A 12668-nucleotide genomic window follows, 5' to 3' on the forward strand; every position below is an offset into this window, starting at 1 on the left:
TCAAAGAGCTAGAGCGATCGCCTTCGCGCCGACGGAGTTGGGGTGCAGGCCGTCGCCGCTGTTGAAGTCGGGGCGGAGTCGGGCGGGATCGGCCGGGTCGCGGAGCGCGGCGTCGACGTCGAGCAGGCGATCGAAGAGACGTCCTTGCCGGAGTACGGCGTTGACGTCGTTGCGGACCTGGTCGAGTGCTTCTGTGTAGCGGATCCAGCCCTTGAACGGGCCGATTGTCGCGCCGATCACCTCGAGATCGTGGTCGTGCGCGCGGCGTACCAACTGCTCGTAGGCGTCGAGGATCCGGGTCGGGTCGGTCTGGCTGGGTGGTTGCTGGATGTCGTTGATGCCCAGGACCATCACCAGCGTCGCGACGTTCGGCAGGCCTAGTACATCGCGGTCGAATCTGGCCTGGCCGCCCGGTCCGAAGCGGGCGTCGTCGAGCAGAACACGGTTTCCGCTGATCCCGAGGTTGGCGATCGCGGGGCGCCGGCGGAACCGCGCGGCGTACTGGTCGGGCCAGCGGAGGTTGGCGTTGTCCGGCGTACCGACGCCTTCGGTGATCGAGTCGCCGAGCACCGCGACCACCTCACGTCCGGTCGCCGGTACGTCGACGCCGGTGAGCAGGAACACCGAGTTCGTGGCGCGGTCTCCGATGTGGCCGGTCGCATGCACGTTCCGGTGGAAACTCAGCGGACCGGTGGGACCTGGCAGGTACATGCTCACCACGAGATCGCCACCGTCCGGCAGGATCAGCCCAACCGGATCACTCACCACGGTCGCCCCTGCAGCCAGCACTACATCCTTCTCGCCGCCGAACAACACCGGCTTGGCATTGGCCGTCACCGGCCCTAGGACGACAGGCGCAGAACCGAACGGATTCGCAAACCGCAGCCGAACCGCAGGCTCGGTGGTGCCGGCGGAGAGCCGGAGCTTGTATCGGAGCGTGGTGTCGGTGAAGCCGCTCGTCGCATCGGCATCCGCGGCGGTGGGAGCCGTCTGTGCGGTCGCCCAACTCGCAGCCCACTGGAGCCGCGCCGAGGCCGTTGTTGTCTGACCGGCAGTTGCGCCTGCGGTTGCAGTTGTGCCGAGGACGCCGCCCAGGACGCCACCAGCTGTGCCGCCGAGGATCGACCGGCGCGACACCCCACCCATCAGCAGGCCGCCGTGGGGTTGAAGTCGGCGGCGTAGGTGCCGACGGAATCTCCGCCGGTGTTTCCGGACATGGTGTTTCCGCACACCTGACCCTGCGGCGTGCGCATGAACTTGACGCCGCCGGACGCGTTGTTCGTGATCGTGTTTCCGTAGACGTTGTTGTCGACGCCATCGGTTTCCGTGTCGCCGCCGAGGCGGACGCCGGCGCCGGTGTTGTCGTGGATCGTGTTGTAGCGGAACGTGTTTCCGCTGCCGCGGGCGTCCAGTCCGCCCGAGCTCGGGTCCTTCTGCTGACTGCAGTCGTTGTGCTCGATGACGTTCGCGGTGGAGTTCTCCTTCACGTCGACACACTCGTTGCCGTACGTCGCGATCGTGTTGTCGTGGATGCGGTTGTTCCGGCTGCGGTCCGCCTGGGCGTCCGGTGCGCCGTTCTCGCCCTGCTGCTCCGGCGCGGTCCCGAGGTAGATCCCCTCGCCGTTCTTCCCGCCGTCGTTGAACTTGAAGTCGTACACCCCGCACGGACCGACAGTGTTGTCGTGGACGTCGGCGTTCGTGATCAGGTACCGCAGCCGCAGGCACTCGCCGCCCGCGTTCTTCAACCGCATGTTCCGGATCGTCAGCGTGCCCACGCCGTCACCAGGCGACGTGCTCATCACGTACACGAGCTTGTCCCGGTACCCGTCCTTGCTGGACGACGACCCGAACAGCCCGTCGATCGTGAACCCGTCCAGCGTCACGCTGTCGTGCTGGATCTGGAAGATGCGCGAGTTTCCGGCGCCTTTCACGACCGCGGTCGACGGGCCGGTGATCGTGACACCGGACCTGATCGTCACCGCGTCCTGGAGATAGGTGCCGGAGGCAAGATGTACGGTCGAGCCGCGCGGCGCGGTATCAAGCGCTTTCTGGATGGTCGCGAACGGCGTACCGGTCGACGTACCGGAGTTCGCGTCGCTGCCGGTGGTGGCGACGTAGTAGTCGGTCGCGGCGTGCGCCGGGATCGCGGGCAGCGCCAGCGCGGCGCCGAGAAGCAGGATCGGGACAGCTCGGGACATGGTGGTCCTCCTGATTGGGCGGTTTGCTGCCTATGAGTGGTCGGCGACGAGCAGGCCGACCAGAACCGGAACTGTGGTGCCGAGGAGCAAGGGACCTGCTGGTACGACGAGCGAGAAGACAGGTGCGGCGACGGCGGCACTGAGGAGTGCAGTGCCGCGCGGGACGGACGTGAAGGCGAGACGGAACGCCGTACGACGCCAGTCGGCGGCTGATCCGGATGGGTTGCGGCCCGCGGCGACGGCGAGCGCGAGGTGGTAGGTGACCGCGGCGGCGATCAGACCGACGTGGATCATGAACAGCGTCAGGACGAGCGGCCCGGACCGGCCGGACAGGAACGACAAGTTGCTGGCGGCAATCACTGCGGCGATCGTCATCAGCACCGAGTGCGGAAGCAGCGGACGCCAGTACTTGCGCCAGCCGACGAACACTCCCGTGAAACACCGCGTGTCACCATCGGTCCGCCACCGGTTCAGCACGAACCCGACCGCAGCCAACGCCGGCAACCACGTCACGATCCCCAAACACAAGACCGTGAACGCCGCCCCCGCCGCCGCCGGATTGGCTACCCACCCCAACCAATCCAACGCCCGCCGGCTCAACCCCGTCGGACGGGTCATAGGGTGATCGTCCTGTCTGTGGTGCGGATGATGGCGCGGACCGCCACGCCATCACAATCGACTCGCTGCCGGTGCTCGCCCGCTCCGATCGCCACATCGCCGGCAATTGTGATGGCCTGGGCGTCCAGCGCTCCTTCGTCGTCGGCGAGCAGGACGGTCTCGTCGTCGAAGGCGATTCCGAAGCCGTGGGTGAGGTCGAGCCGGCGGGCCGTCGGCGGGGTCGGGTGGAGGGCGGAGGTTGGTTCGATCGTGGTGAGGAGGGTGGCGGTCGTCGACTGGTGAGCGGTGGCTCGGAGCGTGTGCATCGTGCGGGTGAGGCGGAGGCTGGGAGTGCTGGACGTTGGGTTGGCCTCGACCTCCGTCACCGCAGACTCGACGGTCAGCGGCGTGTGGAATCGGACCCACGCCTGCGCAGACCCAGACCGAAGCGCGATCTCATCGGCGTACTCGATCGGCCAGTCGGCGTGCAGCAGGAGTGTCCAATCACGCGGAGAATCGGCCGCACAGCGATCCAGCAGGACAAGCCGTCCACCCGGGGTGAAGACCAGCGTCCGATCGAGCCGCGTGATGCCCAGTTCGGGCGGGTACATCGCAGCGATCTGCGCGGTGGCGTGCGCCATCCCGTCGACCGCGTGTACGTCGACCATTCGCGCCTGGCGCTCGTACGGAATCCCCTTGTAGACGTGGTATCGGTCCTCGTCGGCGTACCCGAAACCGTCGACCAGGATCAGGTTGTGGTCCCCCGCTCGCTTGCGGTTGCTGTATCCCTCGTCCACGGCCAGGAACGCGCCCCGCGACGTCAGCACGAACGATCCCGAGTCGGGATGATGGTGCCCGGCGCTCAACGTGTCCCACCCGCGCTCGAGGTCCAGCCGGCGTGACGTATCCCAGGCCCGGTGCCCGCCGCCGGGCGCCGCCTTGAACGACACCATCGTGGCCTCGTCGTCCCATCCGGTCCGTGCCGTGACGAGGCCGAGGTCCGGAAAGTACGCGGAAAGCGGCGCGGTCTTCGCGGGATCGACCGGCGGCAGCGAGTCGTCGTACCAGAGCAGCTCGAGGTACGCCTCCGGCATCACGCCTGGCTTCACGCCGCTCGCGTACGCCTCCCTCCAGAAGAAACGTTCGGAAACGAGATCCGCGAGCCACTGCGCCTCACCGATCCGGTACGCGGACGCGAGTTTCCGGTACAGCGCAACACTGTGTCCGCTCCGCCGGTCGTGGCAGTCGCCGTGATCGATGTTTTCCTCGAACCCCGGCGCGCACTGCTGCAACCGGTAGGAAAACGTGTTCGCCAGGAACCGGCAGTGCTCCCACCAGTCGAGCCTTTCCTGGTCCTGCAGCAGATCCAGGTACGTCGCCAGCCACGGAACGCCGTACCGCCAGTAGACGACGCCCTCCATGTCCGACCCGTCCGCCGGCAGCAACTCGATGACTGTCTCGAAGTTCCGACGAGCGCGGTCGGTCCACTCGGTGCGACCCAACGCGTACCCGGCCGCGGCGAGCCCGGTGTAGCAGATCCAGTTGTGGTTCTGCCAGTACGACGAACTCCACCACGAGCCCTCGGACTCGACGGCGAACTCGTACAACCGCGATCCCTGCAACTCCAGCTTGGCGCGCAACTCGTCAGCAAGCTCGAAGTCGTCGCCGAGCCAGCTGGAGGCGAGGGACAAGCCGTGGAGCAACCAGCCCGCGTCGAGATCGTGATCCGGCAGATGTGCCTTGCCCCAGTGGGGGAACCCGATTGCGGCCGAGATCCAGCGGGCTGCCTCGAAGCGGTAGCCCTCGTTGCCGGTCAGGCGGTAGGCCAGCGCCAGGTTCGCGGCCGCCGGGCCGAAGTACGTGATGCTCGCGGACGGATGCTCGGTCGGCGGGGTCTGCGTGCGGTACCAGTCGCACTGCTCCCGCAACCGCCGCCACTGCGCGGCGTACCGCCCTTCGAGCCCGTCACGTACCTCCGCCACTCGATCGTCGAACATCACAGCCCTCCGATCGGGTGCTCATGCCCGTCGACGGTGATCACGTCGCCGACCAGCCGCACGTCCACAGGCGTGGTCGAGTAGACAGAGCAGTACGTCGCCGCCGGACCAACAACCGTCCAATCAAGCCAGGTCCGCACCCGCTGCGGATCATCAGCCGGCCCAGGACCGGGTCGAGTCACCGGCACGGCGTCGCCAGAGACGTGGTCGCCGTACAGCGTCTCGTCGCCGAACCAGGTGGTCCGGATAGCGTCCGGTCCGACCTCCACGGTCAGCTCGACATCAGGCCGGAACTGCAGGACGATCTCGCGCTCGCGATCCGCCGTCACTCGGACGACATCCACCAGGTAGTTGTCACCGGCAATCAGCTTCCGCGTCGCGCGAACACCGTCGTACCAGCCGTCGATCGTGGCCGTCACCGAGTCCTCGTCCTGCGTCAGCTGGCCCGTCGCCTCGGCGGGTTCGAGGTTGTCGATGCGAATCGTCGGGTGCGCCGCGACCGACTTGTAGTGAGCGCGCCACTGGGCATGACCGTACGGGACCTGGCCGGGATCGGGCTGCCAAGGGGTGGTGGCGCCGTACAGGTAGAGCGCGAGTTTGTCGTGGTGCCCGTGGGAGCCACCGTGCGGCCCGTGGTCGAGGATCGCGTGAATGCCGGGCACCCGAATCACCGCATAGGACGAGCTGAGGTGTTTGCGCTGGAACGAAGTGGGCGCCGGCGTACCGGGTGGGCCGCCGAACCATCCGGTGAGCTTGTCCTCCAGGCCGTCGTACTCCGGCCCGACCTCCGCCAGAGCTCGAGCAGCGACGGCGTCCAACCCATGGGATGTCGTGAACTGGCGGGCCAGCGCCACGATCTCCAGCCACTCCAGGGCCAGCGGCGTCCGGAGGTACGGGCCGTCGTGCAGGGCCGGGAGAAGACCGCCGTCGGTGGCGATCGAGGCGAGGGCCGCGATCATCTTCTCCAGCCGGTCAGGCACCAAGGAAGGGTCGAAGCCACGCAGGCTCAGTAGGTAAGCACGCAGTACGAAGCCGTGGTAATACGTGCTCGCTTCCCACTCCCAGCCGTCTTCGCCGGTCGCCGCCTCCAGGTGCGCGAACTGCCCGTGCTCGCCGGTCAGCCACTCCTTCTCCCCGGACCACACCTCACCCCGAACGGCAGCAGCCGCCTGGCTCGCCGTCGTACCGAGCGCGTTGAACCACGCCGTGTAGTTCGACGAGAACTTGTCCTGGGCAACCATCGCATCACGCGCCCGCTGCGCCCCGGCAACCATGTCATCGAGCATCGGCAACGTCTCACGCAGCTCGGCCCGCCCAGCCAGGTTCAGGATCGAGTGTGCGATCGGCACACCCCACACCGCATCGGTGAGCGCCTGGTGAAAGAGCCGGCCGCGCTGCATCCACCCCTGCGCCTGCTCGTGCTCCCCCGCTTTCGTGAGGTCCGAATACAACCGCGCGTACGACGCGAGCAGCTCAGCCCCACCGCCGTCGTACGAGAGCAACCGGATCCGCCGCGCCCAGAAGTGATGTGCCAGCACGGTCCACGCGCCGCGCACCGCGGGGGTGTCGACCCGGCAACCGTAGGAACACGGAACCCCGCCGGCCGGAAAGTTTCCGGAATCGAATCCGACATGCGCCAGCTCGACGCCGTGCGCCGGGCACACGTACTCGTGCCACCAGCCGCCACGCTCGGTCGGAGGATTCATCGGGGCCACGTGCCACCGTCGATGTCGATGGTGATCCCGGTCAGGTACCCGGACGCCGGCAGCGCCAGGAACCGGACCGCGTTCGCCACGTCCTCGACCTGCCCGGCGCGGCCGATCGGCGTGCCCGCGACCATGTTCGCCTGCGCCGCTTCGGTGGAAAACGTTTGATGGAACGCGGTCTCCGCGATGTACCCGGGAGCGATCGAGTTGACCGTGATCCCCTGCGGCCCGAGCTCCTTCGCCAGGCCCTTGGTGAACCCGCGGATCCCGGCCTTCGCCGCCGCATAGATCACCGACCCGGGACCGCCGCCGTTGTGCGCGGCGAGCGAGGCCATCGTGATGATCCGGGGGTTCGCCGACTGCGCAAGATGCGGAATCGCGGCCCGAGTGGTCCGGAACGTCGCCCCCAGGTTCACGTCCACAACCTGCTGGAAATGCTCGTCGGACATTTCCGAGACCTTGACCCGCCCGATCAGGTGACCGGCATTGCAGACCAGGACGTCGAGCCCGCCGAGGAAACCGGCCGTTTCGTCGAGCAGCCGGTCGACGTCCGCCGTACTCGTCACGTCGGCGCCGACCGCAATCGCTTTCCGCCCGAGTTCCTCGATGTCGGAAACGCTCTGCGCGGCCGCGTCGGCGGACTTTCCGTAGTGCACCACCACGTCGGCCCCGGCCGCCGCCAGGCCGAGCGCGATCCCGCGGCCGATGCCGTGCCCGGCACCGGTCACCAGCGCGCGCGTCCCCTGCAGTTCCCCGGTCATAGAAACAGTCCTTTCAGTCAGTGTCATTTGATGCCCGCGGTAGCGAAACCTTGGACGAAGTAGCGCTGCCCGATCAGGAACAGCACCACCATCGGCACGGTGGCCAGCGTGGTCCCGGCCATCAGGAACGCCCACTGGGTGTCGTTCTCGGTGCGGAAAACGGAAAGTCCGACCTGGATCACCCGCAGGCTGTCGCTCTTGGTCACCAGCAGCGGCCAGAGGAAGTTGTTCCACGACCCCTCGAACGTGAGCAGCGCGACGGTGATGAACGCGGGCTTCACCAGCGGCGTCATGATCCGCGCGTAGATGCCGAGCTCGCTGAGGCCGTCCAGCCGGGCCGCCTCCTCCAGTTCGACCGGCAGGTCCAGGTAGAACTGCCGGAACAGGAACACCGAGAACGGACTGACCGCGCCCGGGATGATCAGCGCCCACCAGGTGTCCAGCCACCCGGTGCCGCCCTGCCCGGTGATGTCGTTCCCGCCGAACAGCGGCATGAACCGCACGATCAGGAACTCCGGCAGGATCTTCGTGTACGTCGGGATCATCAGCGCCCCGACGAACGCGAGGAAGATCAGCGAGCTGCCCCGGAACCGCAGCCGCGCCAGCGCGTACCCGGCCATCGAGGCGATCAGCACGTTCAGCACGGTATGGCTCGCGGCGATCACGAAGCTGTTCCGCGCGTACGTCGCGAACGGCGCGGCGCGCAACGCGTCCGCGTAGTTGCCGAAGGCCCACTCTGTCGGGAACAACCGCGGCGGCACCGCGGCGATGTCGCCGGGGGTCTTCACCGAGGTGAGCAGCATCCAGACGAACGGCACGATCATCACCAGCGAGATCGCGGTCAGGGTCAGGTAGAGCACGATCCGGCCGGTCCGGAACCGCGCAGAAGTCTCAACGGGTGGCACGGTCGCCTCCGGTGATCCGCCGGTTCAGCAACGTCAGGAACAGCAGCAGTGCGAACAACACCAGGCTCTGCGCACACGCGTATCCCATCCGGAACTCCCGGAAAGCGGACTTGTAGATCTCGTAGGTCATCATCGTCGTGCTGTTGGCCGGCCCGCCGTCGGTCAGGATGTACACCTGGTCGAACGACTGGAACGCGCCGATCACCGACGTGACGAAGACGAAGAACGTCGCCGGCCGCAGCAACGGCAGGGTCAGACTGAAGAACTGCCGGAACTTCGAGGCGCCGTCCACCGACGCCGCCTCGTAGAGCTCGGTCGGCAGACTTTGCAGCGCAGCCAAGTAGATCAGCATCTTCAGACCGATCCCCTGCCAGATCCCGACCACGATCACCGCCGGCATCGCCCAGTCCGTCGACGACAGCCAGGCCGGGCCGTCCAGGCCGAGGAACGACAGGACAGCGTTGGCCAGTCCGCTCCGCGGGTCGTAGATCCACAGCCACACCAGCGCCACCGCGATCGTCGCGGTCACCTGCGGAATGAAGATCGCGGTCCGGAAAATCGCCCGTCCGGCCAGCTGCGTGTTCAGCATCAGCGCGATCAGCAGCGAGATGCCCATGGCCACCGGCACGGTGAAGAACGTGTAGACGCTGGTGTTCAGTACGGCACGCCGGAAAACGCTGTCGGAAAACAGATCGCGGAAATTTTCCAGCCCGATGAAGCGCGGCGGTGTGAGCACGTCGTACGACGTGAAACTCAGCACGATCGCGGCGACCAGCGGAATGCCGATCCAGATCAGGGCGTGCAGCACGGCGGGCGCGACCATCAGCAGGCCGGCCCGGCGGCGGGCACGCAGCAACCCCCGGCGCCGGGGTGGAGCAGCGGAGGGCCCGGATGCGGCTGCGCGCACCCGGTCCCGCGTCGACACCATGGTTCCGCTCACAGTCGCGAAATCGCTTCCTTGCTCAGGTTCGCGAGCTCGTCGATCGCTTCCTTGGCGGTCCGCTTGCCGACCACGGCGGTCTCGAGGGTGGTCTTGATCTTCTCCCGGATCTCCATCCAGGCCGCCGTACCGCCCTCGGACCGGGCCTTGCTCATGTTGTCCAGGGCAAGCTTCACGAAACCGTTGTTCTTGACGTAGTCCGAGGTCCGCAGGTCCTGGACGCCGGGGACGGAACCGCGTTGTTCCGCGGTCGGCAGGATGGATTCCGGCGTACCCATGAACTCCACCAGCGCCTGGGCCGCGGCAGCGTGCTTGGACGACGCCGACCGGGCCACCATGGTGCCGCCCTGCAGCATCGCGGGCACCTTGTTGGCCAGGATGAACGCGCCGACCTTGTCCTCCTTGAGCAGCTCCGGACTCTGCTTCTTGAGCTGCACCCAGAGCGAGTTGTTCGACATCATCATCGCGGAACGACCCTGCTGCAGGGTGGTCGGCTGACCGGCGGACGACTTGAACGAGTAGTCGGCGGACTTGTCCTTGATGACGTCGAGGAACAGTTGCAACGCCTCGACGCCGCGGTCGTCGTTGAACTTCACCTGCTGCCCGCTGTCGTCGAACAGGTTGCCGTCGTTGGCGAACAGGAACGTCTCCCAGCACTGCCGGAGATCGATCGAGAACGGGTCGAAGCCGACCCGGCTGAGCTTGCCGGAGCTGTCGCTACGGGCCAGTTCCTTGGACATCTCGCGCAGCTCGGCCCAGTCCTTCGGCGGCGCCTTGATCCCGGCCTCGGCGAACAGGTCCTTGCGGTAGGTGACGATCCGGGTGTCGAGGACCATCGGCAACGCGTACAGCTTGCCGTCGTACCGGGACGGCTCGAGGACGCGGTCCTCGTACTCGTACCGCTTGGCCAGGTCGTCGGGCAGCGGCGCGAGCACCTTCTTGTGCGCGAACGGCGGGATCCACCCGACGCCGAGCATCACCACGTCCGGCATCAGGCCACCGGCCAGGCTGGTGGTGATCTTCTCGTTCAGGGCGGCGTACGTCGTGTAGTCGACCTTGACCGTGACGTTCGGGTTCTTCTGCTTGAACGCCGGCAGCAACTTGCCCTCCAGCAAGTCCTTGCCGGTGCTGCCCTCGAACAGCGGGGTGAGCAGGCTGATCTCGCCTTCGACGGGTCCGTCGGCGGTCGCCTGGCTGTTGCCGGACGACGCGGAGCACCCGGTGGCGGCGGCGACCGCGCCGAGCCCGAGGGCCGTCAGGACTGATCTGCGGGTGTACTCCATGGCGCGCCTTTCGTGGTGCTGCGGAAGGGAGTGGTGCAACGATCTACCAGCCGGAGCGGCGCAGTTATGCGAGGCTGGTGCAACGATGCACCGCATGTTAGGAACGGATTTCACAACACGTCAAGAGGTCGACGCCGATGAACTTCAAGCTGGACTTTCGGCAACGTGTGATGCATCGTTGCACTGCGATACGGCAGCACCGACGGGGTGACAGAATGCGCGGGTGGGCGGTGAATTGAGAACTGGCGAGGTGACGATCCAGCAGGTCGCGACCGAGGCGGGCGTCTCGCCGAGCACGGTGTCGAACCTGCTCAACGGGCGCAGCCACCGGATGCTGCCGGAGACCCGGCAGCGGATCGAGCGCGCCATCGACAAGCTCGGCTACCGGCCGAACCGGGCCGCCCGGCAACTGCGCACCGGCCGGAACACCACGATCGGACTCGTCGTCCCGTCGGTGGGCAACCCGTTCTGGGGTGCGCTCGCGCGGCACCTGGAGTCCGCGGCGCTGGCCGAGGGGTACCACGTGCTGCTCTGCAACTCCGAGCGCGATCCCCGGCGCGAGCGCGACTACGTCGACGAGTTGTGGGCCGACGGCGTACACGGCGTCGTACTGTGCTCGTCACTGCCGTCGCTCGAGCATGTGATGCCGCTGGTCGAGCGCGGGCTGCAACTGGTCGCATTCGACCGTACGTCGCAAGCCGGCGACCCGGCGTCGCTCGTCAGCATCAGCGTCGACAACGCGGTCGGCAGTCAGCTCGCCACGCAGCACCTCACGGATCTCGGGCACCGCCGGCTGGCGTTCGTGTCCGGCGCGTTGGCGAGCGTCAACCGCAAGGAGCGGTACCGCGGGTTCATGGCCGGTCTCGAACAGGCGGGGGTCGATCCGGCGACTTCCGTCCGGGCGCCGATCAAGGGCGACGCGGACGACTTCGGCGACGTCGAGGCGTCCGAGCTGGGTCGCGCGGCCGCCGCCGAGCTGCTCGCGCTGGAGGAACCGCCGACCGGGATCGTCGCGATCAACGACATGTGCGCGCTCGGGGTCTGCCGCGGGCTGCGGGACGGCGGACTCGAGGTGGGCAAGGACGTGTCGGTGGTCGGGTTCGACGACATCGTGCTCGCGGACCTGTACGCGCCGACGCTGACCACGGTCCGGCAGCCGATGAAGGAGATGGCCGCGGCCGCGTTCACCCAACTCCGGTCCCGGCTGGACGACTCCGGACCGACGCAAGGGCAGTCGCTGCTCTTCCGGCCCGAGTTGATCGTGCGCGAATCCACCGCAGCGCCGTCGTAAAATGAGCCCGGTGCAACGGATCTCCTCGCGGAACGCCCGGTTCCAGGTGTGGCAGGCGTCGCTGACAAATCGCACCAAGCGGCAGCGGTCCGGCGAGTTCCTGGTGCAGGGCGTGCGGCCGATTTCGGTTGCCGTGGACAACGGTTGGCCGGTGCGCACCGTCGTCACCGACGCCTCGCGGCCCTTGTCCCGCTGGGCTTCGGACCTGCTGCAACGGCTGCCGAGCGTCGAGCGGGTCGCGATGGCGCCGGAGTTGCTCGCCGAGCTCGGCGAGAAGGAGGAGCCCGAGCTGATCGCCGTACTGGAGCTGCCGGCCGACGATCTTGATCGGATCCCGGTCGGACCGGAGTTCCTGGGCGTCGTCTTCGACCGGCCGACCGGGCCGGGGAACATCGGGTCGATCATCCGGTCCGCCGACGCGTTCGGCGCCGACGGCGTGATCGTCACGGGGCATGCGGCCGACATCTACGACCCCAAGGCGGTCCGCGCGACGACAGGATCGCTGTTCGCGATTCCCGCCGTACGCGCGCCTTCGCATCGGGAGGTTCTCGACTGGGTACGTCGCTCCCCAGTCGCCGTGGTCGGCACCGACGAGCACGGGTCGACCGACGTGTACGACTTCGACTTCACCCAGCCGGTCCTGCTGCTGATCGGCAACGAGACCGCGGGCCTGAGTACGGCGTGGAAGGAAGCCGCCGACCACCTGGTCCGGATCCCGATCACAGGATCGGCCAGCTCCCTCAACGCCGCCAACGCCGCAACCGCGGTCCTCTACGAGATCTCCCGCCAGCGCTCACGCCCTCCCCACTGACCACCCCACCCACGATCCGCGCGGCCGGAGCCGTCGTACGTGGCGCGGCCGGAGCCGTCGTCCGCATTTGATGGGTCAGCCAGCGAATTTGATGGGTCAGCCAGCGAAATGCCGGGTTCCACACTCTGAGTTTCGGTCGCTAACCCCCAATTTGCCTGGCCCACCCAGCAGATTGCCTG

11 protein-coding genes are annotated in these 12668 nt (G+C 67.5%); 2 read left to right on the forward strand and 9 right to left on the reverse strand.

Going from position 1 to position 12668, the window contains the following annotated elements:
- The 9 genes from EV649_RS18805 to EV649_RS18845 are packed head-to-tail and all read right to left on the reverse strand — an operon-like array spanning position 1 to position 10387.
- Positions 1-1146, reverse strand: coding sequence for a GDSL-type esterase/lipase family protein (locus EV649_RS18805; protein WP_130384732.1), 1146 nt, complete (start codon positions 1144-1146; stop codon positions 1-3).
- Positions 1146-2198, reverse strand: coding sequence for a right-handed parallel beta-helix repeat-containing protein (locus tag EV649_RS18810; RefSeq protein WP_130384733.1), 1053 nt, complete (start codon positions 2196-2198; stop codon positions 1146-1148). Before EV649_RS18810 ends, EV649_RS18805 begins: the two co-directional genes overlap by 1 nt.
- 30 nt (positions 2199-2228) lie before the next feature.
- Complete coding sequence (locus EV649_RS18815; RefSeq protein WP_130384734.1) at positions 2229-2816, reverse strand: DUF624 domain-containing protein; 588 nt, start codon at positions 2814-2816, stop codon at positions 2229-2231.
- Positions 2813-4792: a hypothetical protein gene (locus EV649_RS18820; protein WP_130384735.1), complete on the reverse strand. Its 1980-nt coding sequence runs from the start codon at positions 4790-4792 to the stop codon at positions 2813-2815. Before EV649_RS18820 ends, EV649_RS18815 begins: the two co-directional genes overlap by 4 nt.
- Positions 4792-6498, reverse strand: a complete 1707-nt coding sequence (locus tag EV649_RS18825; protein ID WP_130384736.1) for a heparinase II/III family protein — start codon at positions 6496-6498, stop codon at positions 4792-4794. Before EV649_RS18825 ends, EV649_RS18820 begins: the two co-directional genes overlap by 1 nt.
- Positions 6495-7259 carry an SDR family oxidoreductase gene (locus EV649_RS18830; protein ID WP_130384737.1) on the reverse strand — a complete coding sequence of 255 codons (765 nt, stop codon included), beginning with the start codon at positions 7257-7259 and terminating at the stop codon, positions 6495-6497. Before EV649_RS18830 ends, EV649_RS18825 begins: the two co-directional genes overlap by 4 nt.
- A gap of 23 nt (positions 7260-7282) precedes the next feature.
- Complete coding sequence (locus EV649_RS18835) at positions 7283-8164, reverse strand: carbohydrate ABC transporter permease (protein ID WP_241998338.1); 882 nt, start codon at positions 8162-8164, stop codon at positions 7283-7285.
- Positions 8151-9104 carry a sugar ABC transporter permease gene (locus EV649_RS18840; RefSeq protein ID WP_198682552.1) on the reverse strand — a complete coding sequence of 318 codons (954 nt, stop codon included), beginning with the start codon at positions 9102-9104 and terminating at the stop codon, positions 8151-8153. The genes EV649_RS18835 and EV649_RS18840 overlap by 14 nt, the downstream gene beginning before the upstream one ends.
- Positions 9101-10387 (reverse strand): extracellular solute-binding protein, encoded by a 1287-nt coding sequence (locus tag EV649_RS18845; RefSeq protein ID WP_130384738.1) that lies wholly within the window; start codon positions 10385-10387, stop codon positions 9101-9103. Before EV649_RS18845 ends, EV649_RS18840 begins: the two co-directional genes overlap by 4 nt.
- 223 nt (positions 10388-10610) lie before the next feature.
- On the opposite strand from EV649_RS18845, the gene EV649_RS18850 reads away from it, so the two are divergent.
- A complete protein-coding gene (locus EV649_RS18850) occupies positions 10611-11678 on the forward strand; it encodes a LacI family DNA-binding transcriptional regulator (protein ID WP_198682553.1) in 1068 nt (355 codons plus the stop codon).
- 1 nt (position 11679) lies between these two features.
- Complete coding sequence (locus EV649_RS18855) at positions 11680-12489, forward strand: TrmH family RNA methyltransferase (protein WP_130384739.1); 810 nt, start codon at positions 11680-11682, stop codon at positions 12487-12489.
- The last annotated feature ends 179 nt before the right edge of the window (positions 12490-12668 follow it).

Source organism: Kribbella sp. VKM Ac-2569, from assembly GCF_004216905.1.
Lineage (GTDB): Bacteria > Actinomycetota > Actinomycetes > Propionibacteriales > Kribbellaceae > Kribbella.